We start from the raw sequence: 26,647 nt of genomic DNA, 5'->3' as shown, positions 1-26,647 counted from the left end.
CCTCCTTGCCGTCCGTGCCGCACTTCGGCGCCCGGTCAGGATCCCGGCCCTTCGCGTGATCGGGCGGCTGGTGCGTCGAGCCGCCCGGCGCCCGGTCGTTCGCGTGGTCCGTCATGTCGTCCGTCGTGTTTTCCGTAGGTGTCCCGCTCACCTCCGCCGAATGCCCCGGCCGCCCTGGCTCATACCGTGCCACTGGGCGAATTCGGGGAACGCGTTCACCAGGACGGTCGCAGGGACGGTCGTACGGCAGGAGGACACATGAGCGGCGGGGGCGGCGGCAACAGCGCCTACGGACACAGGACCTTCAAGCGGTCCAGGAGCCATTTCAGGGACCGGATCACCGCGGACGGGCGCGACGGATGGCCGGTCGAGGCCGGGCGCTACCGTCTGGTCGTCAGCCGTGCCTGCCCCTGGGCGAGCCGGGCGCTCGTCGTACGGCGGCTGCTCGGTCTGGAGGACGCCCTGTCGCTCGCCGTCACGGACCCCGTCCAGGACGACCGGAGCTGGCGTTTCACCCTCGATCCGGACGGCCGCGACCCCGTCCTCGGAGTCCGGTTCCTCAGCGAGGCCTACGACGCCCGGGAGCACGGCCATCCGGGCGGCGTCAGCGTGCCCGCGATCGTCGACGTGCCCAGCGGCCGGCTGGTCACCAACGACTACCAGCAGATCACGCTGGACCTCGCCACCGAGTGGACGGCGCTGCACCGGCCCGGGGCGCCCGACCTGTACCCGCGGGCGCTGCGCACCGAGATCGACACCGTGATGGCGGAGGTGTACGAGGACGTCAACAACGGCGTGTACCGGGCCGGGTTCGCCACCGGCCAGGCGGAGTACGAGGCCGCGTGCACGGGTGTGTTCCGGCGGCTGGAGGTGCTGGCGGACCGGCTCGCGGGGCAGCGCTATCTCGTCGGGGACACGATCACCGAGGCGGACGTCCGGCTGTTCACCACGCTGGTCCGTTTCGACGCCGTCTACCACGGACACTTCAAGTGCAACCGGTGGAAGCTGGCGGAGAACCCGGTGCTGTGGGCGTACGCCCGCGATCTGTACCAGACACCGGGTTTCGGTGACACGGTCGACTTCGACCACATCAAGCGTCACTACCACCAGGTGCACACCGGCATCAACCCGACCGGGATCGTGCCCCTCGGGCCGGACCTGTCCGGCTGGCTGACGCCGCACCACCGGGAGGCGCTCGGCGGCCGGCCCTTCGGGGACGGGACTCCTCCCGGGCCGGTGCGCGCCGGGGAGGAGGTGCCGGTCCGGGGCAGGCCCTGACCACTCCCCCGCCGCCGACTCGTTCGCGCGGCGTCCGGCGCGCCCGGAAAACACCGCCGCTGATGAGCACGAACGGCCGGTACGACACGTACCGCACGCACAAGAAGGAGACACAGGTGGCCAAGAAGAAGAACAAGCTCCCGCTCGCCTACCAGCCCGTGGGGTTCACGCTGGGCTGGGCGGGCGGAGCGCTGGCCGGGATGGCCTTCCGCGCCACGTGGAAGGCGATCCGCCACGAGGAGGACGCCCCCGACGCGCTCGACGAGGACCGCGGCTGGGGCGAGATCCTGCTGGCCGCGGCCGTCCAGGGGGCCATCTTCGCCGTGGTGCGCAGCGCGGTGGACCGCGCGGGCGCCAAGGCCATCGAGCGCTCGACCGGAGTGTGGCCGGCCAAGTCCAAGGGCGGCCGCGACTGAACCGACGCCGGCCGGCCGCGCACCCCGGATGCCGGGGTGCGGCCGGCCGGCGTCGGCCTCGTTCCCGCGGGGCGTCAGCTCTGTTTGGGCCCCGCGGGCCGCACGCGCCGGAGGGTGAAGGAGTGACCGGCCGGGTCGGAGCAGGAGCGCTCCTCGTAGGGGCCGGGCGCATCCTTCGCCTCCAGCGGGCGGCCGCCGAGCTCGACGACCCGGCGCTCGGCCGCGTCCAGGTCCTCGACCCGGAAGTCCAGATGGGCCTGGAGGGAGTTCTCGGGGCGCGGCCAGCTCGGCGGGGTCGCGTTGGCGTCCCGCCGGAAGGCCATCCGCATTCCGTCGCCGCCGCGGATCTCCACCAGGTCGGCGGTGGCCGCGGTCTCCTCCCCCTCCAGGAACTCCTTGTAGAACACGGCGAGTTTCTCGGGCTCGGCGCAGTCGAGCACCACCACGCCGGCGGTCACCAGTGGCATGTCTCCTCCGAAGATTCCGGCGGCAGGACGTGCCTGCCCCGCCGCCCCTTCCCTCCGGATATCCCGGCGCCGCGGATTCAGTCGGCGGCCAGCCACTCACCGTCACGCATCAGTTCCCGCCCGTCCGGTTCGTCGGCCTCGCGCCAGGCCTGCACCCGCTGGGGGTGGACGCGGAAGTACAGGTAGGGCGTGGCGAGGCGGCGCGGGTCGAAACCGGTCTTGGCCTCGAAGATCTCGGCGTCCTCCTCGGGCAGGTCGGCGGGCGGCACGGCCTCGACGGTCCCTTCCACGAGCACCACGTCACGGGTCGGCCCGATGCCGAGCCGCGCCCTGCCGGTCGTCCGGAGGTTCCGCCCGGTCCGGCTCTCCGCGGGGGTGGCCAGGAGGAGGGTGGCGCCGTCCCAGACGAACGACAGCGGCACGAGGTGCGGGAGGCCCCCGTCGGCGTCGGCCGTCGCCACCCAGGCGTCGACGTCGTTCTCCAGCCGGTGCAGGGAGTCCAGCCTGCGCTGCCGCGCGGAGCGTGCGGGTGGTGGGGTCATGGTCGGACAGCCTCCTGACGGGTCGTCGCGTCGTCGTACGGAGATCACGTGCGCCCCCTCAGTGTGACCGTCGGGCGTCCTTTCCCGCCCGGATCTCCGCGGGGCGCGCCGCGCCTCCGGCCGCCAGGGCCTCCCTTTCGGATCGTGCGGTGGGTCGCGGGCCCCCGCGGGCCGTCCGGAACGTGCGCCGGTACGCCTGCGGGGAGACGCCGATCGCGGCGTGCAGGTGCTGGCGCAGGGAGGCGCCGGTGGCGAAGCCGACCTGGCCGGCGATCTGGTCGACCGTCAGGTCGCTGGACTCCAGGAGGTGGCGGGCCCGGGCGACGCGCTGTTGGATGAGCCAGCGGCCGGGGCTGAGCCCGACCTCGTCGTTGAACCGGCGGGCGAAGGTGCGCAGGCTCATCCGGGCGTGGGCGGCGAGGTCGGTCAGTGTCAGCGGCTCGTCCAGGCGCCCGATGGCCCACGCGCGGGTCCCGGCGGTGCTCGCGGCGCCCTGCTCGGGCACGGGCTGCTCGATGTACTGCGCCTGACCGCCGTCGCGGAACGGCGGGACCACGCAGCGTCGCGCCACGGCGTTGGCGAGTTCGCCGCCGTGGTCGGAGCGCACGAGGTGCAGGCAGATGTCGACCCCGGAGGCGGCGCCCGCCGAGGTGAGGAACCGGCCGTCCTCGACGAAGAGCACATCCGGGTCGAGGGTGACCCGCGGGAACGCGCGCCGGAAGCGTTCGGCGACGTGCCAGTGGGTGGTGGCCCGGCGGCCGTCGAGCAGTCCGGCCGCGGCGAGGACGAAGGCGCCGGTGCAGATGGAGACGATGCGCGCCCGCTCGGGGATCCGGGCCAGCGCCGCGGCGACCTCGTCCGGCAGCCGCTCGGCGATCCGGGCCGGCGGCACGGCCGTGATCACCACCGTGTCCGCGGTGTCCAGCACCTCCGGTCCGTGGTCGGCGGTGACGGTGAAGTCCGCGCTGGTGCGCACCGGTTGCCCGTCGACCGTGCAGGTCAGCACCTCGTAGTGCCCGTCGGCCGCGCCGAGGATCCGGTTGGGGATGCCCAGCTCGAAGGGGTAGACACCGTCGAGGGCCAGCACCACGACCCGTTCCGTTCGCCTCATGGCACGATCCTAGCGAAGGTTGGCAATCATGCCATTTTCCCGCCGGGCGGATCGGGGCAGGCTGGTTCACCATGAGCGATGTGAACACGATGCGTGCCATCAGCCAGGACGTCCTCGGCGGCCCCGAGGTCCTCCACGAAGTGACGCTGGAGCGGCCCGAGCCGCGACCGAACGAGGTACTGGTCCGGGTGCGGGCCGCGGGGGTGAACCCCACCGACTGGAAGCACCGGGCCACCGGCGGCTTCCTCGGCGAGCCGCCCTTCGTCCTCGGCTGGGACGTCTCCGGCGTGGTCGAGGCGACCGGCGTCGGGGTCGCCCTCTTCCAGCCCGGGGACGAGGTCTTCGGCATGCTGCCCTACCCGTTCGGCCACGGCTCGCACGCCGAGTACGTCACCGCCCCGGCACGTGCCTTCACACACAAGCCGGCCGGGATCGACCACGTCCAGGCGGGCGCACTGCCGCTGGTCTCGCTGACCGCGTGGCAGGCGCTGGTGGAGCGGGCCGAGGTGCGGCCCGGGCAGCGGGTGCTGATCCACGCGGCGGCCGGCGGGGTGGGCCATGTGGCGGTGCAGATCGCGAAGGCACGCGGCGCGTACGTCATCGGCACCGCGAGCGCGGGCAAGCACGACTTCCTGCGGGAGATCGGCGTGGACGAGGCGATCGACTACCGCACGACCGACTTCGCCGAGGCCGTGCGGGACGTGGACGTGGTGCTGGACACCCTCGGCGGCGACACCTCCGTGCGCTCGCTGCGGGTGCTGCGGCCGGGCGGGATCGTGGTCTCGATCCTGCCGGTCGGCTCGGAGGAGTTCCACGAGGAGGCGGCGCGGCTCGGCGTGCGGGCGATGAGGATGCTCGTCGACGCCGACCACTACGGCATGAGGGCGATCGCGGACCTGGTCGGGGCGGGCCGGCTGCGCGCCACGATCGCCGGGACCTTTCCGCTGGCCGAGGCCGCCAAGGCGCACGAGCTGGGCGACACCGGCCGCACCACGGGGAAGCTGGTGCTGCTGGCCGACTGACCGCACTTCACGGCAGGACACGGCCGCAATTCGATGACATATGTCAACCGAACATGCTGGAATTCACTCCAACGAGGGTAACTTGCAGGGCGGGGACGGGTTTTGGGCCCGGTGATCCGTCACCCCGCCGTATCAGGTTCGGTTGGAGGCGATGTCGTCGTGCAGCAGGAACCTGCGCCGCTCACCCGGCATCTGCGCATCCACCGGGACCGCGGCCACACCGTGCTGGAGTTCCGCGGTGAGATCGACATCGTCGCGGCGGTGGAGATCCTCCCCTGTCTGGACCGGGTGACGGCCCGGCCCGGTGCCCGGGTCGTCATCGACCTCAGCCGGGTCGACTTCTTCGACTGCTCCGGACTGCGGCTGCTCTACCGGGCCCGCGGCCGGGTCCTCGGCCAGGGCGGCGAGCTGCGCCTGGTGTGCACGCACCCGCTGACCCTGCGGGTGCTCAGGACCACCGGCCTGGCCCGGCTGCTGCCCCCGAACCCGACGCTGGACGCCGCCCTGGAGCAGCCCGAGGCCGCGTCCGGCTCCCCTTGAACCGGCGCCGCCCTAGCCCTCCTCGCCGCGCGGCGCGTCGAACAGGGCGCTGACCGACTCGCCGTTGTGGATGCGCCGCACGGCCTCGGCGAGGGCCGGGGCGATGGACAGGACCCGCAGCTTGGACCGGTACTCCTCCGGGTCGTCCACCGGCACCGGCACGGTGTTGGTGCACACGATCTCCAGCACGTCGGGCTGTTCGGTCAGCCGTTTCAGCGCGCCCTCCGCGAACAGGCCGTGGGTGCAGGCGATCCGGATCGAGCGGGGCCCCGACTCACGCAGGCGGTCCAGGAGTTCGAGGACCGTACTGCCCTTGGCGATCTCGTCGTCCAGCACGATGACGTCCCGCCCGGCCACATGGCCGATGACGGAGCTGATGGTCACGCGGTCGTCCGCGAAGCGCTGCTTGGCCCCCGCGGCCACCTGCGCCCCGATCATGCGCGCGAACGCGGCCGCCTCCTTGGCGTTTCCGAGGTCCGGCGAGACGACGGTGGTGCGGCTCAGGTCGTACTGCCGGAAGTGGGCGGCCAGTTCGCGCAGGGCGTGCAGATGGTCGACGGGCACCGAGAAGAAGCCGTGCACCTGCGGCGCGTGCAGCGTCATGGCGAGGACCCGGCTCGTACCGGCGGCGACCAGCAGATCGGCGACCAGCCGTCCGCCCAGGGAGATGCGCGGGGCGTCCTTCTTGTCGGAACGGGCGTAGGAGTAGTGCGGCATGACGACGGTGATGCGGCCGGCGGAGGCGCCACGGGCCGCGTCGCACATCAGCAGCAGCTCCACCAGGTGCTCCTGGACCGGCCTGACCAGCGGCTGGATCAGGAAGACGTCGCGTTCCCGGCAGTTCGCCTGCAACTGCACCTCCAGGCAGTCATTGGCGAACCGGCTGAGCCGGGTGGGGCTGAGCGGCACGCCCAGATGCGCGCAGACCTCCGCCGCCAGGTCGGGATGAGCGCTGCCGCTGAACACCGCGATGTCTCGCACGATCCGCTCCTCGCATGATCACTGCTGACTGCCGGGCTCATGCTACTGACCACGGGAAAGCCGGTCGCGGTGCGCCACGGCCCCCGCGCCGGCCGTGACCGGATCCGGTGCTCCCGCCCCCCGGAGGCCCCGGCGGGGCGCCGTCGATCCGCGCGTCCGGCTCGGCCGCGGACGGGGCCGGTCAAAGGGGCGGTCTGCCACGGGATTTGGCGGGCATGCGCAGAAGGAGGAAGGAGGAGCGCCGAATGACGACTTCCCTCAGGCGAGTGCCCCGGCGCATGCCCGGCTGGGCAAAGGCGGTGACTGCCGTCGTGGTGGTGCTCGTCGTGCTGTTCGCGGGGATCCGGATGGCCGTGCTGCCGGGCATCGACGACCTGTTCGGCACGCGGACGCAGGACCGTTCGGGCCCCGCGCTGCTGAAGTCCATCCAGGACATGAGCCGTTACAACGCCGCGTCCGGCAACTTCCAGGTCGTCGTGGACCTGGAGAAGGACACCAAGTACCTGCCGGACGCGCTCCGCGGCACCCGCACCCTGTACGTGGGGGCGGGCACCGTCGACGCCTACGTCGATCTCGGCGACGTAGGCGGCAAGGACGTGTCGGTCGACGCGGACCGCACCTCGGCCACGCTGCGCCTGCCGCACGCGCGGCTCGGCAAGCCGGCCCTCGACCCCGACCACTCGTACGCGGTCTCCAAGCAGCGCGGGCTGCTGGACCGCCTCGGCGACCTGTTCTCCGACAACCCCAACAGCGAACGCGCCGTCCAGCAGCTCGCCGTCCGGCACATCGCGGACGCGGCCAAGGACAGCGGACTGACCACGAGGGCCGAGAGCAACACCACCGGCATGCTGGAAGGCCTGCTGCGCTCCCTCGGCTTCAAGGAGGTGCACGTCTCCTACGGCGCCTGAAGCGGATGCCCCCGGGGCCCGGCGCCTCGGCAGCCCTGCCGGGTGTCCTCGGCGGCCTCAGCCCCCGAGGACACCCGGCAGGGCCAGGGCTCCCAGCAGGGTCGTCCCCACCAGCAGCCAGGCCACGTAGTCCCCGATGTGCCCGGACTGCAGGCGCCTGAGCGGCAGGGCCCACCCGGGTTCCGAGAGAGGTCCCGGGCGGGTGACGGCGACGGCCGCCAGCCCAGTGGCGAGCAGGGCCGACAGCAGCCCCAGGAGGACTCCGGTTCCCGTCCAGTGCACGAGGCCGGCGGCGCCCCCGGAGCCGGACTCGTTGACGGCACGGGCGACCAGTCCCGCGAATCCGGGAGCCACCCCGACGGCGAGCGCCGCGGCGAGGAGCACCGCGGGGACCGCCAGCATGGTGCCGGGGACACGGGTGAGGCGGTGCAGGGTCTCGGGCCGCTCGCCGGACCCGGTCGTCTCGTCCTCCGGATGCTCCTCGGGCCGCGGGCCCAGCCCGAGGAACACGCGCCCGGTCACCCGCAGCACCGCTCCCCCGGTGATGGCGGACGCGAGGACGTAGACCACGGTGAGCGGGCCGCCCACCGCCTCCTCGGCGACGGCCTTGCCGAGGCCGGTGCCGAACAGCGGGAGTCCCGCCAGGGCCAGGGCCCCGACGGCGAACATGACGGCCGCACCGCGCATTTCCCGGGCCCGGCCGTGCAGCGCGAGTTCGTCGACACTGCCGTAGCGGTTCAGCAGGATGCCGGCGCAGGCGAACAGGGCCGCCTTCACGCCCGCGTGCCCGAGGACGTACAGCGCGACCCCGTCGTCCGCCTCGGGCCTCAGCACGCCGATGCCGACGAGGAACAGCCCGGTGTGGGCGACGGTCGAGTAGGCCAGCAGCCGCTTGATGTGCCGCTGGTACCAGCACATGACCGCGCCGACCGCCGCCGTCAGCACGCCGAGCGCGACCAGGGCCCGGGTGAAGTCGGCCGCCGGGACTCCGCCGGGGCCGGAGAAGACGGTGCCGTACACCCGCCAGACGCCGTACGCGCCGAGTTCCACCATGACCCCGGACAGCAGCATGCACACGGGGGTGGGGGCGACCGCGTGCGCGTCCGGCAGCCAGAAGTGGAAGGGCACTGCGGCCGCCTTCACCAGCAGGCCGGTCAGTACGAGGACGAAGGCGGCCAGGGTGAGCGCGTCAGGGCCGCCGTGCGCGTCGAGGCCGCGCCCGATCTTCACCAGGGAGAGTGCGCCGGTGCGGGCGTACAGCAGGCCGATGCCCATGAGCACGAAGTAGGCGCCCAGCGAGTTGACCACGCCGAAGGTCATGGCGCCCTGCACGGCCCGGGCCTCGTCGACGCGGTAGCCGGTGAGCGCGTACGCCACGACACTCATCAGCTCGAAGAACACGAACGCGTCGAACAGGTCGCCCGCGATCGCGAAGCCGCACATGCCCCCCTGGAAGAGCAGCATGAGCGCCGGGAAGGCACCCGCGTGGCCGTGGGGCGGTTCGTCGAAGTAGTGCCAGGAGTACGCCAGCGCGGCGAGCGTCAGCAGTGACGCGAGCGCGGCCATGCCGAGACCGGCGCCGTCACCGGTGAGGACGATGCCGACGCTCTCGCCGTCCTTCGGGTACCAGGCGCCGACCCATTCGACCAGCGGTGGCGAGGAGTTGAGCAGCAGCACCAGCGCGAGGCCGGCGGTCGCGCCGGAGACCGCGCAGGCGGCGGTCTCGGCGGCCGGGCGCGGCAGGCGGCGGCCGACGGAGATCAGCACGGCGGCGCCCAGCAGCGGCACGGCCACCAGCAGCGGCAGCAGATGGCGCATCAGCCGCGCAGCTCCCTCAGCTCGTCGGGGTCGACCGTGCCGTGCCGTTTGGCGACCTGCATGACCAGCGCGAGCAGCAGCGCGGTGACGGTGGCGCCGACGACGACGTCGGTGAGGGCCAGCGCCTGCACGACGGGGTCCACCACGGGCCGGGAGCCGGGCCGGATGTCGGAGAAGACGGGCGCGGTGCCGCCGTCGCGGTAGCCGACGGCCAGCAGCAGCACGTACGTGGAGGACTGCACGACGGCCAGGCAGCCGACGGCGTGGATCAGGTTCCGGCTGGTGGCCAGGCCGTAGCAGCCGGTCAGGAACACCCACACGGCGACCAGGTACGGAAGGACGTGCAGCACGGCGGTCACGGCGTTCTCACTTCCCGCTCTCCTCCTCGATCTCGACGGCCTGGTCCAGGAAACCCGCGAGCAGCACCACCACCGCGCAGGCGACCTCCATCCCGATGGCCGCGTTCAGCAGGGGCACGGTGCCGCCCGAGGACAGCGTGTTGAACGTGCCGTACGGCAGCAGGGTGTTGGCGAGGAAGGCGGTGCCCGCCAGGACGCCCGCGAGACCGAGGACCAGGTACGCGGAGACGGACAGCGCGTCGCCGATCTCGTAGAGCCCGACCGGACGGACGCGTTCCAGGGCGCGGTAGTCGGCGCCCAGGTACAGCAGGTGCAGGGAGGTCGCGGCGACGACGCCGCCCTGGAAGCCGCCGCCGGGACTGAGCTGCCCGTGGGCGATCACGTACAGCCCGGTGAGCAGCGCGACGGGCAGCACGATCAGGGCGTAGCGGCGCACCGGCCGGGCGACGTCGGCCGGGTGGGGCCGGGCGCGGTGCTCGTCCCGGGTCTGCCGCAGCAGGACGAGGCAGCCGAGGACGGCCGCGAAGAGGATGGTCATCTCGCCCGTGGTGTCGAAGGCCCGCTGGTCGAAGTTGACGGAGGCGACGGTGTTGGCGGTGTGCCGGGACAGGGAGGCGCGCACGGCACGGTCGCCGTAGGGATGCCAGGAGCCGCCGAAGGCGGGCAGCTTCAGGCAGGCGGCGACGAGCAGCGCGGCGAGTCCCGTGCCGGCCGCCCCCACGAGCCACAGCCGCACCCTCGGGTTCACCGCTCGCCCCCGTCGGGCCCGGTCTCCTTGGACCCCGCGTCCTCGGATCCGGCCTCTCCGGAGCCGGCCGCCCGGGTTCCGTCTGCGGACCCGGCCTGCGCGGAACCCGCCGGGCGCCGCCTGACCTTGCGGACCGAGAGCATGATCAGCAGGGGGGTCAGCGCCGAGCCGACCGCGAGCTGCGACAGGGCGACGTCGGGGGCCTGGAGCACGGTGAACAGCACCGCGAGGACGACGCCGAGGACCGACAGGACGAGCGCCTGGCGCGCGGGGTCGCGGTGCGCCACGGCGGCGGTCGCGCAGCCGGCGACGAGCAGCAGCGCCACCACGAGGACCGCGTCAGTCACGTCCGGCCCCTTTCATCCCGCCGTACAGCGCCCGGGAGGCGATCAGGTTGCCACCGATCAGCAGCGCCCCGACGGCCAGGAGCTTCACCGTCGCCCGGCCCGGTCCGGTGACCGCGCACAACGCCAGCACGACCAGCGCGCCGAGACCGGCGCACACCCAGGTCGCGGCCCGGGCCCGGGGCGGGTCCTCGGCGAGCTCGGCGGCGAGCAGCCGGGCGAAGACGAGGGTGCCGACCGGGCCCAGCAGCGCGAGCAGCAGGGCGAGATCGACGTAGGAGGGACGGTCGTAGCCCTGCGCGAGCAGCAGCAGGGCGGGGCAGGCCACGGCGGTGGACAGGTTCTGCGCGACGGCCCTGCGGCGCAACGGCCCGGTGGTGACGCCCCACAGGACCGCGCCGAGCCCGGCGGCCAGGACGCAGGACGCGGTAAGGATCCAGCCGTTCACCACCCGCCCACCACCCGCCGGCCGGCCCGCGCGGCCAGCGCCGCCAGGCCCGCGGCACCGGCGCCGACGGCCACTTCCAAGGTGTCCACCGTGCTGATCAGGACCAGCCACAACAGCAGGAGCGCGGCCCACCAGACCAGGACCTCTCCCACGGCGAGGAGCGCCGTACGCCGGTTCACACGCCACCTCCGCGGGTGTTGTCGCTGGAGCGCCACGGATCTCCCGTGCGCCGCTTCGGGGCATCCAAGCACCGCCCCGCCCGCGGGGAGCGGCGACGCGCGGGCCCCCGCCCGGATGCCCCGCCGGATGCGGCGGAAACCCGGTCGCCGGCGCGCGGGGAACACGGGCCCTTTCGCGCCACGGGCGCGCGCGGCCCGGACCGGTCCGCCGCATCCCGGCCGACTTCGCGGGTAACCGCTGTCCTACGTCTGAAAGTTCAAAATTGGAGGAGCCCATGGCTCGCGTGGCGCCGCGCCCACGTACCGCTTTCCGTCCGTTCACGACCAAGACCGGACGCACTGCCAAGACCAAACGCGCCACGAAGACCGGGCGCGCCACGAAGACCGGGCGCGCCCCGCAGCCGGACTCCGGCGACGGCCGCCGGCCGCTCCCCTGGCCCCTGCGCCTGCTGGCGATGCTGTGCGCCTTCGTCTTCATGGTGGCCTTCGCCGTCGTCCTGGCGAAGCTGACGCTCCAGCCGTCGCCCGCGTCGGCCTCCATCGCGCACACCAACCTGCATCCGGGGCGCTCGCTGCGGGCCTACATGGAGGCTCCGGGGCTGCGCGACACGGTCAAGCAGATCGGCGGCAATCTGCTGCTCGGGGTGCCGTTCGGCGTGCTGGTGCCGATCGTGGCACCGCGGACGCGCCGGCTGCTGCGCGTGGTGCTGCTGACGGCGGTCATGATGCTGCTGGTGGAGTTCGCCCAGGGGGCGCTGATCACCGGGCGCGCCTTCGACATCGACGACGTCATCCTCAACACCACCGGCGCGCTGCTCGGTTACCTTCTGCTGGGCCGACGGCTCAGCCGGGCGGTGCACGCCCGCAGGCCGCGTGTGTAGGGGCCGGGACCGGTCCGTACCAAGGTATTGACGGTCCCTTACTTCACTCCTTGAATCAAGAGGCGACGCATTCACCCCCCACCACGTGCGGCGGCCCGCGCGGCGGGCCGCCGCACGGAAGGGAGAACCGTGGCCTCCCCACGCCTGCTCCGCAGATGTCTTCTCGCCGCACTGTCCGCCGTCCTGGCCGGCTCCTTCGCGATCGGCCCGGCGCGGTCGGCCACGACGTCGGACGCGCCCGCCGCCCCGGCCGTCTCCTCCGCCGCGACGTTCACCGACACCTTCGACGGGCCCGCGGGAGCGGCCGTCGACTCCGCCAAGTGGCAGACGGAGACCGGCGACAACGTCGACAACCACGAGCGGCAGTACTACACGGCGGGCACGAGGAACGCGGCCCTGGACGGCCAGGGGCACCTCGTCATCACCGCCCGGCGCGAGAATCCGGCCAACTACCAGTGCTGGTACGGCACCTGCCAGTACACCTCGGCCCGGCTGAACACCTCCGGACGGTTCGCCGCGCAGTACGGGCACGTCGAGGCGCGGATGAAGATCCCGCGCGGGCAGGGCATGTGGCCCGCGTTCTGGATGCTCGGCACCGACATCGGTCAGGTCCGCTGGCCGGCCTCGGGCGAGATAGACGTGATGGAGAACGTCGGTTTCGAGCCGTCGACCGTGCACGGCACCCTCCACGGCCCCGGCTACTCGGGATCGGGCGGGATCGGCGCCGGTTACTCGCTGCCGAACGGCCAGGCCTTCGCGGACGCCTTCCACACCTACGCCGTCGACTGGGCGCCCGGCTCGATCACCTGGTCGGTGGACGGCACCGTCTACCAGCGGCGCACGCCCGCGGACCTGGGCGGGCGGACCTGGGTGTTCGACAAGCCGTTCTTCCTGATCCTGAACCTGGCGGTGGGCGGCTACTGGCCGGGCGACCCGGACGGCTCGACCGCCTTCCCGCAGCAACTGGTGGTGGACTCCGTGTCGGTGACCACGAGCGGCACGCCCGGCGGCGCCGCGATACGGGGGCTGGCCGGCAGGTGCGTCGACGTGGCGGCCGCGAACTCCGCCAACGGCACCCCGGTACAGCTCTACGACTGCAACGGCACCGCCGCCCAGCAGTGGACCGTCGCCTCCGACGGCACGCTCCGCGCCCTCGGCAAGTGCCTCGACGTCACCGGCAACGGCACCGCGGACGGCTCCATCGTCCAACTGTGGGACTGCACCGGCGGTCCCCACCAGAAGTGGGTCGTCTCCTCGGCGCACGACATCGTGAATCCGCAGGCGGACAAGTGCCTGGACGTCACCGGCAACAACGCGGCGAACGGCACCCGGCTGCAGATCTGGACCTGCACGGGCGGCGCCAACCAGAAATGGACGGTCGGCTGATCCGGCGCGGGGCCGGTCCGGCGGCTGGTCCGCCGGAGCCGGTCCCATGCCCGCCTTCCGGTTCCGCGGGCGGCTTTCGAAGGGGGCGCTCAGTAGCGCGGGTGCCAGGTGAACTTGTCGCCGCCGACCCAGCGGACCACGTCCGGATCGTCGAGGTCGTGGACCACGATGCCGTACGCGGCGGCCGCCTCCAGTACGTCCGTGATGCTCTTCGCCTCGCCGACCATCTGACCGTCGATCTCCACGATGCGGAAGGGCGGGGTGCCCGGCTGCACCTTGAGCACCATGATCCGCGGACGGGAGATGTGCGGGCTCTCGACTTCGGTCATGCCTCCAGCGTAGAACGCACCGCGCCGCGGGGCGCGGGACCGTCTCCCGTCGTGCGCGCCGGACGGGGCTGCGGAACGCTGTGGGAGGGAGGTGGCGATGGACCCCGTCGAGGCACTGGACCGGATCGCCTTTCTGCTGGAGCGGTCCCTGGCGCCGACGTACCGCGTACGCGCCTTCCGTACCGCCGCCCGGGTGCTGGCCGAGCTGCCCGCCGAGGAGGTGGCCCGGCGGGCGTCCGCCGGGACGCTGGAGTCGCTCAAGGGCGTGGGCCCCAAGACCGCGCAGGTCGTGCGCGAAGCCCTGGCCGGGCAGGTGCCCGGCTATCTGGCGAAGCTCCGGGACGAGGCGGAGGAGCCGCGTGCGCCGGGCGGGGAGCGGCTGCGGGCCCTGCTGCGCGGCGACTGCCATCTGCACTCCGACTGGTCCGACGGGGGCAGCCCCGTCGACGAGATGGGCCGTACGGCGGCACGCCTCGGGCACGAGTGGGCGGTGCTGACGGACCACTCGCCGCGGCTGACGGTGGCCCGCGGGCTCTCCGCCGAGCGGCTGCGCGAGCAACTGCGCGTGGTCGCGGAGCTGAACGGGACCTGGGCGCCGTTCCGGCTCCTGACCGGCATCGAGTGCGACATCCTGGACGACGGCTCGCTCGACCAGGAGCCGGAGCTGCTCGACCGGCTGGACGTCGTGGTCGTCTCGGTGCACTCCAAGCTGCGGATGGACGCCCGCGCGATGACCCGCCGCATGGTGGCCGCCGTGCGCGACCCGCGCTCCGACGTCCTGGGGCACTGCACCGGACGGCTGGTGACCGGGCGGGGGCGGCCCGAGTCCGAGTTCGACGCCGACGCGGTGTTCGCCGCGTGCGCCGAGACCGGGACGGCGCTGGAGATCAACAGCCGCCCGGAGCGGCTGGACCCGCCTCGGCGGCTGCTGCGCCGGGCCGTCGAGGCGGGCGTGCTGTTCTCGATCGACAGCGACGCCCACGCGCCCGGCCAGCTCGACTGGCAGATCCACGGCTGCGCGCGGGCCGAGGAGTGCGGGGTGCCGCCCGAGCGGGTGGTGAACACGTGGTCCCGGGACGAGCTGCTGGCCTGGGCCCGGGAACGCCGTACGCCCTCCGGCGTGGCGGGCGTCTGACGTGGTACCCGTTCCCGGCGAGGGAGCCCGGTGGGAGGCCCCCCAGAGCGAGAGGACCCCGGATGGACCGTGCCGCCGTGTTCGACGTCGACGGAACGCTCGTCGACACCAACCACCTCCACGTCGTCACCTGGTGGGAGGCCTTCCGGCAGGCGGGGCACGAGGTGCCGATGCACGCCCTCCACCGCGCGGTCGGGCTGGGCTCCACCGACCTGATCGCCCACCTCCTCGGCGAGGACCGCGACCGGGAGCGGGACGCCGGGATCAGTGCCGCCCACAAGACGCTCTACGGCCAGTACTTCGAGCGGCTGCCCGCCCTGCGGGACGCCGGGCCGCTGCTGCGGCGGCTGCACCGCAACGGCTGGAAGGTGGTTCTGGCGACCTCGGCGGGCGGGGCGGAGCTCGGCGCGCTGCGCCGTGCCATCGACGCGGACGACGCGATCGCGGCGACCGCCAGCGCCGACGACGTGACGGAGGGCAAGCCCGCGCCGGAGCCCGTCGAGCACGCGCTCGACCTGGTCGGGGTGTCCGCCGAGCGGGCGGTGTTCGTGGGCGACACCGTCTGGGACATGCGGGCCGGCCGCCGGGCCGGAGTGCGCTGCCTGGGCGTGCTGTGCGGCGGCATCCCGCGCCGGGACCTGGAGGAGGCGGGGGCGGAGGCGGTCTACGACGACCCCGCCCACCTCCTCGCGTCCCTGCCGGACAGCGCACTGGCCTGAGATCGTCGTCACGTCCTGCCCGGGCCCCGCATGGGACCCCGGCCGCGCGGGATACCCGCTCCGCATGACGCATGGGACGGACGCCGCCCGCGAGGAGGCGGGCATCCCGGGGCGCCGGAGCGGCCCCGGCTCGGCCGGCGTGGTGCGCCGGGAGGCACGGGCGGTCCGCGGGGCGGCCCTGGCGGCCTGGCGGGGCCCGGGCCGGGAGCGGGACCTGGTGATCCAGTCGCTCAAGGCCGCGGCGGCGGCACTGCTCGCCTGGCTGGTGGCCCGCAACTGGCTCGACGATCCGATGGCGCTGATGGCGCCCTGGGTGGCGCTGGTCCTGGTGCAGGCCACGGTCTACAGCTCGCTGCGGCAGGCGGCGCAGCAGTTCACCGCGATCTGCGCCGGGGCGCTGTTCGCCTCCGGGGCACAGGCGGTCACCGGCAACACCACCGGGGCGCTCGCCGTGTGCGTGCCGGCCCTGATGCTCCTGGCGAACTGGCGCCGCTTCGGCGACCAGGGGGTGTACGCCGCCACCACGGCGGTGTTCACGCTCGCCACGGGGAGCGTCTCGGTGCCGGCGGTCGGCCACCGGCTGGGCCAGGCCGCGCTCGGCGCGGTGATCGGGGTCGCGGTCAACGCGTTCGTCCTGCCGCCGATCCATCTGCGGGACGTCCGGGCGAACCTCGGGGCGCTCGCCCGGGAGGCGGGCGAGGTGCTGCACGGGATCGCCGCCGAGCTGGCCCGGGACGACTGGGACCCGCAGGCGGCGGCCTCCTGGTCCCGCGCCTCGGACCGCCTGGAGCACCGGCTGGAGGCCCTCAGGGCGGCACGCGGCTGGAGCCGGGAGAGCCTGCGTCTGACGCACGGCGCCCTGCGCACCCTCGGCCGGGCCCCCTCGCACGTCCCGCCGGAGGCGGAGGACCAGCGCTGGAGCCGCGTCACCGGTCACATCCGGTCGCTCACGCGGACACTCGCGGTGGCGGCCGACGACGACCGTACGCCCGCGCCGCCCGATGCCCTGATCCGGCAGACGTACGCGCGGCTGGTGGAGCTGATCGCGGACCGGTGCGTGGCGGAGGGCGACCGAATCCTGCACGGGCGGGCCGCGCAGCCGCCGGACCGTGCGACGGAGGAGGCGATGCAGGAACTGCACGGCCGCGTGCAGCAGGCGCTGCGCGAACACGCGGGCCGAGAGACGGCCGGGACGACCGTCCTCGGCACCCTGCTCCTGCAGGCCCAGAACGTGTGGGCGGAGATCGTTCCGGCCGCCCCGCGCGAGCCGCGCGGCTGACCGGCCGGGTCCTCCTCCGCGGTCGCGGCTACGGTCCATCCACCGGCTCCGCTTGACTTCGAGAGCACTTCAATCCCTAGCGTGCCGGACATGAGCACTACCGCACAGAACAAGATCGGTTCGGGTTTCGGTGCCACGAGCACCGCCGAGGACGTCCTGCGGGGCATCGACCTCACCGGGCGGCTCGCCCTCGTCACCGGCGGCTACTCGGGCCTCGGTCTGGAGACCACCCGCGCGCTCACCCGGGCGGGCGCGCACGTGGTGGTCCCCGCCCGGCGCCCCGCCGCCGCACGGGAGGCCCTGGCCGGCGTCGACGGCGCCGAGGTGGACGAGCTCGACCTCGGCGACCTGGACAGCGTCCGCGTCTTCGCCGAGCGCTTCCTGGCCTCCGGCCGCACCCTCGACATGGTCATCGACAACGCCGGCATCATGGCCTGCCCGGAGACCCGGGTCGGGCCCGGCTGGGAGGCCCAGTTCGCCACCAACCACCTGGGGCACTTCGCCCTCGTCAACCGGCTGTGGCCGGCGATCGAGCCGGGCGGGGCCCGGGTGGTCTCGGTCTCCTCCCGTGGCCACCACCTCTCCCCCGTGCGCTGGGACGACGTCCACTGGCAGCGCGGCTACGACAAGTGGGAGGCGTACGGGCAGGCCAAGACGGCGAACGTGCTGTTCGCCGTCCACCTCGACGCCCTCGCCCGCGACAGCGGCGTACGGGCCTTCGCCCTGCACCCCGGTGGCATCCTCACCCCCCTCCAGCGGCACCTGGCGAAGGAGGAGATGGTGGAGCGCGGCTGGATCGACGAGCACGGCAACCCGCTGAACCCCGAGGGCTTCAAGACCCCGCAGCAGGGCGCCGCCACCCAGGTGTGGGCGGCGACCTCGCCGCAGCTGGACGGCCTCGGCGGGGTCTATCTCGAGGACTGCGACATCGCCGAGGCCGCCGCGCCGGACGGTGGGCGGACCGGCGTCAGGAGCTGGGCCGTCGACCGGGAACAGGCGGCCCGGCTGTGGGACCTGTCGGCGGACCTCACGGGCGTGAACGCGTTCGCGTGAACCCGTTCACGGGCTCCGGGGGCGGGGTGGGGCGTCGGGTCGTGTCGAGACCCTTCCGGCCGTATCGAGGGGCCTGAGCGGGGCGGGCCGGGTCCGGTGCCGGAGCGGCCCGCCCCGCACGCCCGTCAGCGTGCCGTCATGAACTCCCGCAGGTCCTCGGTGAGCCGGTCGGCGTGGGTGACGTACAGGCCGTGGCCGGCGTTCTCGTAAGGCTTGAGGATGACGTCGGGCGCCAGCCGGGCGACCCGGCCGCCCGTGGCCTCCAGGGGCGCGGAGGTGTCGTGGGTGCCGTGCACGACGAGGACCGGCAGGTCGAGCTTGGGCACCTCGGGGGTGACGTCCGCGTCGGCGATCATGTCCTGGACGGCGGCCGTCGCGCGGGCGGTGGCCGTCATGCAGCAGCCGATGACGTACTGGACGTAGGCCCCCGACACGTCGTTGCCGGGGCGGCCGAGGGCGAAGTAGTCGTCGGCCGAGGCGGTGAAGAACGCCGCCCGGTCGCGACGGCAGGCCTCGTTGGCGGCCCGGACGACGGCGGCGTCGGCGCCGTACGGGTTGTCGGCCGAGCGGACGATGCCCGGGGCGATCCCGGCTACGAAGGCCACCCGGGCCACGCGCCCGGCACCGTGCCGGGTCAGGCACCGCACGATCTCCAGGCCGCCCATCGAGTGGCCGACCAGGGTCACCGCGCTCAGGTCCAGATGGGCCAGCAGACCGTGCAGGTCGTCGGCGAGGCCGTCGAGGCCGTATCCGTCCCACACATCGGCGGAGCGGCCGTGGCCCCGCCGGTCGAGGCCGACGCAGCGGTAGCCCTGCGCCGCCAGCGGCAGCATCTGGAACTCCCACATCTCGGTGCCGAGGTAGGCCCCGTTCACGAAGACGACCACGGGGCCCTCGGCCGGCCCGTGGTCGACGAAGTGCAGCCGCGTGCCGTCGACGGGGCTGGTGAAGTACGGCATGGAGGACCTCCCGGAATCCGGCGGTGAGCGGTTACGTCCCCGATGGTTCCGTGCGGGCGGCCGCCGGTCGATTACCTCCGGCGTCATGCACCTCCCGGTCCGGGCCCGCTCCCCCGCCGGCCGGGTCGCTTCGCACGGACCGGGTCGCGTCGGGCGGCGCCGACCGGGTACCCGGGGGCCACAGCATCGGCCGCCGTCGAGAGGAGTCCCGGGTGAGCAGCGCTACGGGCCGCAGGGTCGTCGTCACTGGCGCCACCGGCAACGTGGGAACGAGTGTCGTACGCCTCCTCTCCGAGGACGCGGACACCGGATCGGTACGGGGTCTGGCCCGCCGGATCCCAGGGTGGTCGCCGCCCAGGACCGAGTGGTCGGCGGTGGACCTGGCGTCCGAACGGGCGCCTCTCGCGGAGGAGTTCGAGGGCGCCGACGCCGTGGTGCACCTGGCGTGGGCCTTCCAGCCCACGCACGACCCGGCGACCACGTGGCGCACCAACGTCCTCGGCAGCATCCGGGTCTTCGAGGCGGTGGCCGCCGCGCGGGTACCGGTGCTCGTGCACGCGTCGTCGGTCGGCGCGTACTCGCCGGGGCCGAAGGACGGCACGGTGGACGAGTCGTGGCCGACCCACGGGTGGCCGGACGCCGCGTACTGCCGTGAGAAGGCCTACCTGGAGCGGGCCCTGGACACCTTCGAGCGCGACCACCCGGAGGTCAGGGTGGTCCGGATGCGGCCCGCCTTCCTCTTCAAGCGGGAGTCGGCGAGCGAGCAGCGGCGCATCTTCGGCGGAAGGTTCCTGCCGGGTCCGGCGATCCGGCCCGAACTGCTGCCGTTCCTGCCGGACGTCCCGGGTCTTCGGGTGCAGGCCCTCCACACGGACGATGCCGCGCGGGCGTACCTGCTGGCGCTGCGCCACGAGGTCCGGGGCGCCTTCAACCTGGCCGCGGAGCCCCCGCTGGACGCGCGGGTGCTGAGCGAGATGCTGGGCCTGCGCACCGTACGGCTGCCCCGCACGGCGGCCCGCTCCGCGATCGCCGCCGCCTGGGGCCTGCATCTGCTGCCCGCCTCGCCCCACCTCTTCGACGCGGTGCTCCGCCTTCCCCTGATGGACTGCGCCCGCGCCCACACGGAACTGGGCTGGCACCCCGAACGCACGGCGACCGAGGCGCTGCGGGAGCTCCTGGACGGACTGCGGCACGGCAACGGCGCCGACACGGAGCCCCTGCGGGGGCGCAAGGTCGGCTGACGCGCACGGGCCGGACCCCGCGGCTCCCGGGGATCCGCGGGGTCCGGCCCGGTGTGGTGCCGGTCCGTCGGGCTCAGGCCGAGGACTCGTCCGGGACGGGGTGCTCGGGGTGCACGGTGCCCGAGTGGGGGGCACCCTTGCGGCCGGTGCCCGCCTCGTCGGTGTCGGGGAGGCGGATGTCGGGCCCCTCGGAGGGGGCTTCGGCCGGCTCGCCGGCGCCGCCCCGCTCACGGTCGGCGTCGTCCTCCCAGGGGGCCTCACCGGTGTGGGCCTGCTGGTCCTGCATGTCCCGGGGAACGGGCGCGCCGTTCTCACCGGGAGCCTCATCGCGGTGTTCGACCACGGCGTACTCCCTTCGCTTCGCGCGGCTCGCGTCGTCGAGCGGCTCACACGTCATATTCCGGGCGAGGCGCGGGTACCGCCCCTGCCGGCCGCGAAACCGGAAGGTGGTCAGCCGTCGAGGCGCAGCGCCCGCATCTGCTCCGCGAGGGGGGCGAGGCCGACGTCGTGGCGGCGTTCGTCGACGGTCTGGGGCCGGCGGACCGGGTACGGACACAGGGTGACGGGATTGACCCGGGTGCCGTAGAACTGCGGCTCGCCCAGTTCCACGGCGCAGTGGTCGGCGATGTAGGCGAGGTGGACGGCGGGACAGCGGCCGTCCGCCGTGGCCTGGGCGATGAGGTCCCGGCACCGGAGGCGGAAGCGGAGGTCCGGGGCGTGCAGCAGGATCATCAGCGCCGCCGTCGAGGCGGCCGCGCCGACCAGATCGGCCCCTGGCCAGCCGTGCCGGCGGACGATCACGGCGAGCGCCTCGGCGTTCTCCCGATGGCACCGCACGACATTGCGACGGCGCTCCGGCGTGGGATCGGCGCCCGCCTGCCGTGTCAGCTCCCGGTCCTCGTCGGCCCTGCGGAGCAGTTCGGCCGCGAGTACCGGGCCGCGCGCCGGGGGCTGCGGCGCCCCGGCGGACCCGGGACCCGCGCTCGGGCTTCTCGACTGTGACGGTGACTGTCCGTCGATCACGGTGGCCATCCAGGTCTCGCCTCACGGCAGGGTGCGGCGGAGCGCACCTGCCGGAAGATCACATCCTCTGCCACCGAACCGAGTTGGCCGTCCGCCGCGGCCGCCCGTACGGCAGCTACCGGGATCACTATGGTCTCCGGCGCACTCGGCCCGCAACCTGCGTTCTGATAATTTCAGAACGAGCCGCATCACCCTGTCCGTGTCGTACACGGCGTGGCACACTGCACGCTGTGACGGCCGCCCCGGGAGGTAGGACGTGAGGGAGAACCGCTCGGGCGGCAGCGCACCCACCGTCCTGCGCATGGTTCTCGGCAAGCGGCTGCGGCACCTCCGGGAGCGGGCCGGGGTGTCCTTCGAGGACGCGGCACGGGCCATCGAGGTGACCCCGCTGACGGTCCGCCGGATCGAGAAGGCCGAGGTCGGTCTGCGCATCCCCTATGTGAGGGAACTGTTGCGCGCCTACGGGGTCCCGGCGGCGGAGATCGACGACTTCGTGTCCATGGCCCGGGAGGCCAACAAGCCGGGCTGGTGGTACACGTTCCGCGACGTACTGCCCGAGTGGTTCAGTGCCTACGTCAGCCTGGAGAGCGAAGCCAGCGTCATCCGTCTGTACGAACCCCACTACGTACCGGGCCTGTTGCAGACGCACGACTACGCCGCGGCGCTCCTGCGCGTCGGCTTCCCCAACGACTCGGAGGAGGAGATCGCCCGCCGCGTGGCCCTGCGCGTCAAGCGCCAGGACCTGCTCGCCAAGCCGGACGCCCCGGCCGTCTGGGCCATCGTGGACGAGACGGTGCTGCGCCGTCCGGTCGGCGGGGCCGGGGTGATGCGGGCCCAGGTCGACCGGCTCATCGAGGTCCTGGAGATGCCGAAGGTCCGCATCCAGGTCATGCGCTTCGCCGTGGGAGCCCACCCGGGCGCCTACGGACCCTTCCACCACTTCCGCTTCGGGTTCTCCGAACTGCCCGACGTGGTCTACACCGAGAACCTCGCCGGCTCGGTCTACTACGACCGCCCGGAGGACGTCGTCGCCTATCTCGAAGTACTGGACCGGATGTCCGTGCAGGCGGAGCCGGTCGCACGGACCAGGGACATCCTGGGTGAGCTGCGTAAGGAGTTGTGACCATGGGATCCGAGGGCCGCATCTACAACGGCATGCCCGCCGGCGATCTGGGAACCGAGGGCTGGGAGAAGCCCTGGAGCGGTACCAACGGCGGCAGTTGTGTCGAGGCCAAGCGCCTGCCCGACGGAAGTGTCGCCTTCCGCCAGTCCACGGACCCCGACGGTCCCGCGCTGGTGTACACCCGGGACGAGGTGATCACCTTTCTCGAGGGGGCCAAGGCCGGTCTGGCCGACTTCCTGGTCCGCTGACCCCGGCCGCCCGAGTCCGGGCGGACGATCCGCCCGGCCCACTGCCACCGCCGACACCACCGGAGCACCCGCACGACCCTCCCGCCGTGCGGGTGCTCCCCCCTCGGATCGCGAACTCGGCCCGTCCACATCGTTGTTGACGCTAGGTTTGATGGCGGACCGCGTGACGCACGGCAGGAGACCCCTCATGGCAGACGGCCGGCCGACCCCCGATCAGGAAGCGCTGTCGAAGATCGACACCACGGTGCCGCACTCGGCTCGCATCTGGAACTACTGGATGGGGGGCAAGGACAACTACGAGGTCGACCGGATCGCGGGCGACGAGTACCGCAAGGTCGCGCCGAACATCGAGACCATGGCCCGCGCCTCGCGCCACTACCTGATCCGCGCCGTGGGCCTGGTGGCCGGCGAGCTCGGCATCCGCCAATTCCTCGACATCGGCACCGGACTGCCGACGTACGACAACACCCATCAGGTCGCCCAGCGCATCGCGCCCGCGTCGCGCATCGTCTACGTCGACAACGACCCGCTGGTCCTGCGCCACGCCCAGGCCCTGCTCACCAGCACCCCCGAGGGGGTCACCGAGTACATCGACGCCGATCTGCACGCACCGGAGAAGATCGTCGAACGGGCCCGCGAGCTGCTGGACTTCGACCGTCCGGTCGCGCTGATGCTGATGGGCATCCTCGGCCACGTCCAGGACCACGCGGAGGCCGTCTCGATCGTCCGCCACCTCCAGGCCGCGCTGCCGTCAGGCAGCTACTTCGTGCACTACGACAGCACCGACACCGACACGGCGCTCCAGCGGGCCCAGCAGGGCTACGACGACACCGGCGCCGTCCCGTACGTGCTGCGCAGCCCGGAGCAGCTCGCCGCCTACTACGAGGGGCTGGAACTGCTCGAACCCGGCATCGTCTCCTGCCCGTTGTGGCGTCCGGAGCCCGGCACCGCGCCCGAGCCCACGGACATCTACGGCGGCGTGGCCCGCAAGCCCTGACGCCCCGCCTCCGGCTCGCGGTGCCGGTACGGTTCCCCCGCCTACCCGGCGGCGCCGGCCTGACGGGCACCCGTCGACAGGAACTCCGCCAGCCCCTCCAGAAGCCGGTCCACGTCGTCGTCGCTGCTGTACGGGGCGAGTCCCACGCGCAGTCCGCCCCCGTCGCCCAGTCCCAGGTGGCGGGACGCCTCCACGGCGTAGAAGGAGCCGGACGGCGCGGCGACCGCGCGCTCGGCCAGATGACGGCAGGCGTCCGCGGTGCTGCGCCCGTCGATGGTCAGCAGCAGGGTCGGCGTGCGCTCGGCGGCCCGTGAGTGCACGGTGATCTCCGGGAATGCGGCCAGCCCGGCCTCGATACGGCGGCGCAGGGCGCCCTCGTGGCGTTCGAGCGAGGTCAGGGAGGTGACCAGGCGTGCGCGCCGGGCGCCGCTCGCCTCCGGGTCCATGCCGGCGAGGAAGTCGACGGCGGCCCGGGTCCCGGCGAGCAGCTCGTAGGGCAGGGTGCCCAGCTCGAAACGCTCGGGGACCTCGTCGCTGGAGGGCAGCAGCTTGTCCGGGTGCAGGGTGCGCAGCAGCTCCGGGCGGCTCGCCACCACGCCGAGGTGGGGACCGAGGAACTTGTACGGGGAGCAGGCGAAGAAGTCTGCGCCGAGCCCGGCGAGGTCGACGGGGGTGTGGGCGGTGCGGTGGACTCCGTCGACGTACACCAGGGCGCCCCGGTCGTGCGCCAGGCGGGCGATCGCGGGCACGTCCGGGCGGGTGCCGATCAGGTTGGACGCGGCGGTGACCGCGACGAGCCGGGTGCGGTCCGAAAGGTGGGCGCTGATGTCCTCGGGGGTCAGTTCGCCGGTGGCCGGGTCGAAGTCGGCCCAGCGCACGACCGCTCCGACCGCCCGCGCGGCCTGGATCCAGGGCCGGATGTTGGCGTCGTGGTCGAGCCGGGTCACCACGACCTCGTCCCCCGGCGCCCACGTCTTGGCGAGCGTGCGGGCGACGTCGTACGCCAACTGGGTCGCGCTGCGTCCGAAGACGATGCCGGACGGGTCGGCGCCCAGCAGGTCGGCCATGGCCTGCCGGGCACCGGCGACGAGGGCCTCGGCGTTGCGCTCGCCCAGGGTGACGGCTCCCCGGTTGGCCAGCGGTCCGGCCAGGGCGTCCGCGACGGCGTCGATGACCGGCTGGGGCGTCTGACTGCCGCCGGGCCCGTCGAAGTGGGCCCAGCCCGCTTTCAGCGCGGGGAACTGCGCACGGACACCGGCGATGTCGTGGCTCACGTCGGACTCCTTCGAACGACCGGGCAAGGACGGCGCCCCCCATGATCCTCGCTGCCCGGTGGCGGCGGCCCAGGGGGGCCGGCCCGACCGTTCCCGGCCGCTGCCCCTCGGACCGGCCGCCGCCCCCGGGCCTGGCGCCACGCTGCGGCCCCTACGGCCTGCGGCCCTCCAACGCCGCCTGCCAGGCGGGGAGTTGGGCCCGCGGGGCCGGTTCGGCGCGACGGCCGCCGCGGGCGAAGAAGTCGGCGAGCGGCAGGATCGCCGCTCCCACGGTGACGGCGTCGGGGCCGAGGCGCCCGAGGTCGACGGTCACCCGCTCGGCCGGGTGGCGCAGCGCATACGCCACGGCGTGGCGGCGTACGGCGGACAGGAAGCGGGCGCCGAGCTGGAGGCCGGCCCAGCCGCCGATGAGGATGCGCTCCGGCTGGAAGAGGTTGATCAGGTCCGACAGTCCCGCACCCAGGTACTCGGCGGTCTCCTCCAGCACGGCGAGCGCCACCGGGTCGGCCTCCGTGCCCTCCGGCGGACAGGCGGCGGCCAGCATGGCGGTCAGCGCACTCTCCTCGTCGGCGTCCCGTGGGGGCCGTCCGCCCTCCTCGCGCCAACGGGCCAGCAGCGACTCCGCTCCGGCGTACGCCTCCAGACAGCCGAGGGCGCCGCACCGGCAGCGGCGGCCCCGGACCCGTACCGTCAGGTGCCCCCATTCGACGGCGCGGCCGTGCTCGACCTCGGGGGTGACGAGGCAGGCGCCGACGCCGGAGCCGAAGAGCACCACGACCGCGTTCCCGGCGCCCCGCCCGGCACCGAACCACATCTCGGCCTGGCCCAGCGTCTTGGCGCCGTTGTCGATGAAGTAGGGCACGCTGCCGGGAAGCCGGGACCCGGCGCGGAGCAGTTCCTCCAGCGGGACCGCGTCCCAGCCAATGGTCTGGCCGTGCACCACGGCGCCGCGCTCCGGGGTGCGTTCGACGATGCCGGGGACGCCGATACCGACGCCGAGGAGCTGCTCCGGCGCGAGACCGGCGGCTCCCAGGACCTCGGCGACCCCGTCCCGGATGTGCCCGGTGATCACCTCGACGTCGTAGCGCTGCGGTTCCAGGGGCCGCTGGGTGCGGGCCAGTTCGGTCAGGGTGAGGTCGAACAGCTCCACGCGCACCCGGGTCTCGCCGACGTCGACACCGATCATGTGGCCGCTGGCCGGGGCGACGCGCAGCAGGGTGCGGGGGCGGCCGCCGTCGGAGTCGACGCTGCCGGCCTCCTCCACCAGGCCGTCTGCGATCAGGTCGGCGACCACGTTGCTGACCGAGCCGGAGCTCAGGCCGGTCGCCGGGCCGAGTTCGAACCGGCTGAGCGGGCCGTCGAAGTACAGTCGCTGCAGCACGGCCGTGCGGTTGCCCCGTCTGAGATCGCGCACCGTGCGCCCGTTCCGCCCCGCCATGTGACTCCCTCGCTTCGTACCCCTGCCCGACCTGCAACATACCGCCGGCAGCGGCCGGGGCGCGACTTCTTCGATGCTTAGCCCACGCAGTAAATTAAGGCGTGAGATCAGGCGCCCGCGACCGGCCGGGGTGGCGGGCGCGGGCGGGGCGCAGGCACGGGGCGGTGGCAGGCTGACGGCGGCCCGGCGCAACGCCCTGCCACGGGGGAGTCGCCCGCCGCCCCGCCCTCCGGGCGTCGCCCGGCGCACGCCCGCCACCGGGAACCGTCCGGCGCATGACCGCACACCGTGGTGTCGTCCGGCGCACGCCCGCCCGCCACCGGGAACCGTCCGGCGCATGCCCTCCCACCGGGCCGTCGCCCGACGCACGCCCGCCCCGCTCCACCGCCCCCCGGCCCGCC

Annotated in this window: 31 protein-coding genes; 15 read left to right on the top strand and 16 right to left on the bottom strand. The window is 73.6% G+C overall.

All coding sequences use genetic code 11. The features are described 5' to 3' along the window. Positions 1-258: 258 nt before the first annotated feature. Together ACF1A5_RS06690 and ACF1A5_RS06685 are read left to right on the top strand one after the other, a co-directional pair. Positions 259-1,278, top strand: coding sequence for a glutathione S-transferase family protein (locus ACF1A5_RS06690; protein ID WP_392191745.1), 1,020 nt, complete (start codon positions 259-261; stop codon positions 1,276-1,278). A gap of 62 nt (positions 1,279-1,340) precedes the next feature. Continuing rightward, positions 1,341-1,694, top strand: coding sequence for a DUF4235 domain-containing protein (locus ACF1A5_RS06685; protein WP_392191744.1), 354 nt, complete (start codon positions 1,341-1,343; stop codon positions 1,692-1,694). A gap of 74 nt (positions 1,695-1,768) precedes the next feature. Here ACF1A5_RS06685 and ACF1A5_RS06680 read toward each other — a convergent pair whose 3' ends face one another. The 3 genes from ACF1A5_RS06680 to ACF1A5_RS06670 all read right to left on the bottom strand — a co-directional run bounded on the left by ACF1A5_RS06680 (position 1,769) and on the right by ACF1A5_RS06670 (position 3,814). Beyond that, a complete protein-coding gene (locus ACF1A5_RS06680; protein ID WP_392191743.1) occupies positions 1,769-2,161 on the bottom strand; it encodes a VOC family protein in 393 nt (130 codons plus the stop codon). A 77-nt stretch (positions 2,162-2,238) separates the two neighbouring features. Next, positions 2,239-2,703 carry a pyridoxamine 5'-phosphate oxidase family protein gene (locus ACF1A5_RS06675; protein ID WP_392191742.1) on the bottom strand — a complete coding sequence of 155 codons (465 nt, stop codon included), beginning with the start codon at positions 2,701-2,703 and terminating at the stop codon, positions 2,239-2,241. A 58-nt stretch (positions 2,704-2,761) separates the two neighbouring features. Further along, positions 2,762-3,814, bottom strand: a complete 1,053-nt coding sequence (locus tag ACF1A5_RS06670; protein WP_392191741.1) for a GlxA family transcriptional regulator — start codon at positions 3,812-3,814, stop codon at positions 2,762-2,764. A gap of 71 nt (positions 3,815-3,885) precedes the next feature. On the opposite strand from ACF1A5_RS06670, the gene ACF1A5_RS06665 reads away from it, so the two are divergent. Then, positions 3,886-4,836 (top strand): NADP-dependent oxidoreductase, encoded by a 951-nt coding sequence (locus tag ACF1A5_RS06665; RefSeq protein ID WP_392191740.1) that lies wholly within the window; start codon positions 3,886-3,888, stop codon positions 4,834-4,836. Between the two features lie 159 nt (positions 4,837-4,995). Then, positions 4,996-5,376 carry an anti-sigma factor antagonist gene (locus ACF1A5_RS06660; RefSeq protein WP_392191739.1) on the top strand — a complete coding sequence of 127 codons (381 nt, stop codon included), beginning with the start codon at positions 4,996-4,998 and terminating at the stop codon, positions 5,374-5,376. A gap of 12 nt (positions 5,377-5,388) precedes the next feature. Here the strand turns inward: ACF1A5_RS06660 and ACF1A5_RS06655 are convergent, their stop codons facing one another. Continuing rightward, the gene (locus ACF1A5_RS06655) at positions 5,389-6,357 is read right to left on the bottom strand and encodes a ribose-phosphate diphosphokinase (RefSeq protein WP_392191738.1); all 969 of its coding nucleotides are present in this window, start codon (positions 6,355-6,357) and stop codon (positions 5,389-5,391) included. A gap of 245 nt (positions 6,358-6,602) precedes the next feature. Between ACF1A5_RS06655 and ACF1A5_RS06650 the strand changes: the two genes are divergently transcribed. Further along, a complete protein-coding gene (locus ACF1A5_RS06650; protein ID WP_392191737.1) occupies positions 6,603-7,265 on the top strand; it encodes a DUF4230 domain-containing protein in 663 nt (220 codons plus the stop codon). Between the two features lie 57 nt (positions 7,266-7,322). On the opposite strand, the gene ACF1A5_RS06645 is transcribed toward ACF1A5_RS06650, so the two are convergent. Genes ACF1A5_RS06645 through ACF1A5_RS06620 form a run of 6 tightly spaced genes read right to left on the bottom strand, consistent with a single transcriptional unit; the run spans position 7,323 to position 11,161 of the window. Then, positions 7,323-9,083, bottom strand: coding sequence for a complex I subunit 5 family protein (locus ACF1A5_RS06645; protein WP_392191736.1), 1,761 nt, complete (start codon positions 9,081-9,083; stop codon positions 7,323-7,325). Then, positions 9,083-9,430 carry a sodium:proton antiporter gene (locus ACF1A5_RS06640; protein WP_392192093.1) on the bottom strand — a complete coding sequence of 116 codons (348 nt, stop codon included), beginning with the start codon at positions 9,428-9,430 and terminating at the stop codon, positions 9,083-9,085. The genes ACF1A5_RS06645 and ACF1A5_RS06640 overlap by 1 nt, the downstream gene beginning before the upstream one ends. 19 nt (positions 9,431-9,449) lie before the next feature. Further along, positions 9,450-10,190, bottom strand: coding sequence for an MnhB domain-containing protein (locus ACF1A5_RS06635; protein WP_392191735.1), 741 nt, complete (start codon positions 10,188-10,190; stop codon positions 9,450-9,452). Next, positions 10,187-10,537 (bottom strand): Na(+)/H(+) antiporter subunit B, encoded by a 351-nt coding sequence (locus ACF1A5_RS06630; protein ID WP_392191734.1) that lies wholly within the window; start codon positions 10,535-10,537, stop codon positions 10,187-10,189. Before ACF1A5_RS06630 ends, ACF1A5_RS06635 begins: the two co-directional genes overlap by 4 nt. Beyond that, on the bottom strand, positions 10,530-10,982 hold the full coding sequence (locus ACF1A5_RS06625) for a monovalent cation/H+ antiporter complex subunit F (protein ID WP_392191733.1): 453 nt from the start codon (positions 10,980-10,982) through the stop codon (positions 10,530-10,532). Before ACF1A5_RS06625 ends, ACF1A5_RS06630 begins: the two co-directional genes overlap by 8 nt. Beyond that, positions 10,979-11,161, bottom strand: coding sequence for a hypothetical protein (locus ACF1A5_RS06620; RefSeq protein WP_392191732.1), 183 nt, complete (start codon positions 11,159-11,161; stop codon positions 10,979-10,981). Before ACF1A5_RS06620 ends, ACF1A5_RS06625 begins: the two co-directional genes overlap by 4 nt. A gap of 275 nt (positions 11,162-11,436) precedes the next feature. Here ACF1A5_RS06620 and ACF1A5_RS06615 point away from each other — a divergent pair, with 275 nt between their 5' ends. Further along, a complete protein-coding gene (locus ACF1A5_RS06615) occupies positions 11,437-12,042 on the top strand; it encodes a VanZ family protein (RefSeq protein WP_392191731.1) in 606 nt (201 codons plus the stop codon). 129 nt (positions 12,043-12,171) lie between these two features. Continuing rightward, entirely contained in the window at positions 12,172-13,428 is a 1,257-nt protein-coding gene (locus ACF1A5_RS06610; RefSeq protein ID WP_392191730.1) for a ricin-type beta-trefoil lectin domain protein, read from the top strand. A gap of 89 nt (positions 13,429-13,517) precedes the next feature. On the opposite strand, the gene ACF1A5_RS06605 is transcribed toward ACF1A5_RS06610, so the two are convergent. Continuing rightward, positions 13,518-13,757, bottom strand: a complete 240-nt coding sequence (locus ACF1A5_RS06605; protein WP_392191729.1) for a hypothetical protein — start codon at positions 13,755-13,757, stop codon at positions 13,518-13,520. A 97-nt stretch (positions 13,758-13,854) separates the two neighbouring features. On the opposite strand from ACF1A5_RS06605, the gene ACF1A5_RS06600 reads away from it, so the two are divergent. From ACF1A5_RS06600 to ACF1A5_RS06585, 4 genes are all read left to right on the top strand, one after another. After that, a complete protein-coding gene (locus ACF1A5_RS06600) occupies positions 13,855-14,892 on the top strand; it encodes a PHP domain-containing protein (protein ID WP_392191728.1) in 1,038 nt (345 codons plus the stop codon). A gap of 62 nt (positions 14,893-14,954) precedes the next feature. Next, the gene (locus ACF1A5_RS06595) at positions 14,955-15,611 is read left to right on the top strand and encodes an HAD family hydrolase (RefSeq protein ID WP_392191727.1); all 657 of its coding nucleotides are present in this window, start codon (positions 14,955-14,957) and stop codon (positions 15,609-15,611) included. A gap of 64 nt (positions 15,612-15,675) precedes the next feature. After that, the gene (locus ACF1A5_RS06590) at positions 15,676-16,890 is read left to right on the top strand and encodes an aromatic acid exporter family protein (protein ID WP_392191726.1); all 1,215 of its coding nucleotides are present in this window, start codon (positions 15,676-15,678) and stop codon (positions 16,888-16,890) included. A 90-nt stretch (positions 16,891-16,980) separates the two neighbouring features. Further along, complete coding sequence (locus tag ACF1A5_RS06585; protein WP_392191725.1) at positions 16,981-17,943, top strand: SDR family NAD(P)-dependent oxidoreductase; 963 nt, start codon at positions 16,981-16,983, stop codon at positions 17,941-17,943. A 125-nt stretch (positions 17,944-18,068) separates the two neighbouring features. On the opposite strand, the gene ACF1A5_RS06580 is transcribed toward ACF1A5_RS06585, so the two are convergent. Next, positions 18,069-18,902: an alpha/beta fold hydrolase gene (locus tag ACF1A5_RS06580; RefSeq protein WP_392191724.1), complete on the bottom strand. Its 834-nt coding sequence runs from the start codon at positions 18,900-18,902 to the stop codon at positions 18,069-18,071. A gap of 212 nt (positions 18,903-19,114) precedes the next feature. On the opposite strand from ACF1A5_RS06580, the gene ACF1A5_RS06575 reads away from it, so the two are divergent. Further along, on the top strand, positions 19,115-20,143 hold the full coding sequence (locus tag ACF1A5_RS06575) for an SDR family oxidoreductase (RefSeq protein WP_392191723.1): 1,029 nt from the start codon (positions 19,115-19,117) through the stop codon (positions 20,141-20,143). A gap of 73 nt (positions 20,144-20,216) precedes the next feature. On the opposite strand, the gene ACF1A5_RS06570 is transcribed toward ACF1A5_RS06575, so the two are convergent. Continuing rightward, positions 20,217-20,486: a hypothetical protein gene (locus ACF1A5_RS06570; protein ID WP_392191722.1), complete on the bottom strand. Its 270-nt coding sequence runs from the start codon at positions 20,484-20,486 to the stop codon at positions 20,217-20,219. Positions 20,487-20,593: 107 nt separating this feature from the next. Beyond that, entirely contained in the window at positions 20,594-21,175 is a 582-nt protein-coding gene (locus tag ACF1A5_RS06565; RefSeq protein ID WP_392191721.1) for a DUF6624 domain-containing protein, read from the bottom strand. A gap of 292 nt (positions 21,176-21,467) precedes the next feature. Here ACF1A5_RS06565 and ACF1A5_RS06560 point away from each other — a divergent pair, with 292 nt between their 5' ends. The 3 genes from ACF1A5_RS06560 to ACF1A5_RS06550 all read left to right on the top strand — a co-directional run bounded on the left by ACF1A5_RS06560 (position 21,468) and on the right by ACF1A5_RS06550 (position 23,534). Then, positions 21,468-22,289, top strand: a complete 822-nt coding sequence (locus ACF1A5_RS06560) for a helix-turn-helix domain-containing protein (protein ID WP_392192092.1) — start codon at positions 21,468-21,470, stop codon at positions 22,287-22,289. A gap of 2 nt (positions 22,290-22,291) precedes the next feature. Then, positions 22,292-22,537, top strand: a complete 246-nt coding sequence (locus ACF1A5_RS06555; protein ID WP_392191720.1) for a DUF397 domain-containing protein — start codon at positions 22,292-22,294, stop codon at positions 22,535-22,537. A 187-nt stretch (positions 22,538-22,724) separates the two neighbouring features. Then, positions 22,725-23,534 carry an SAM-dependent methyltransferase gene (locus tag ACF1A5_RS06550; protein WP_392191719.1) on the top strand — a complete coding sequence of 270 codons (810 nt, stop codon included), beginning with the start codon at positions 22,725-22,727 and terminating at the stop codon, positions 23,532-23,534. A 41-nt stretch (positions 23,535-23,575) separates the two neighbouring features. On the opposite strand, the gene ACF1A5_RS06545 is transcribed toward ACF1A5_RS06550, so the two are convergent. Beyond that, on the bottom strand, positions 23,576-24,808 hold the full coding sequence (locus tag ACF1A5_RS06545; RefSeq protein ID WP_392191718.1) for a cysteine desulfurase-like protein: 1,233 nt from the start codon (positions 24,806-24,808) through the stop codon (positions 23,576-23,578). 151 nt (positions 24,809-24,959) lie between these two features. After that, complete coding sequence (locus ACF1A5_RS06540; RefSeq protein ID WP_392191717.1) at positions 24,960-26,246, bottom strand: ROK family protein; 1,287 nt, start codon at positions 26,244-26,246, stop codon at positions 24,960-24,962. Positions 26,247-26,647: the final 401 nt, after the last annotated feature.

Source organism: Streptomyces sp. NPDC014864, from assembly GCF_043081525.1.
Classification (GTDB): Bacteria; Actinomycetota; Actinomycetes; order Streptomycetales; family Streptomycetaceae; genus Streptomyces.
This window is presented reverse-complemented; position numbering and strand designations above follow the sequence as displayed.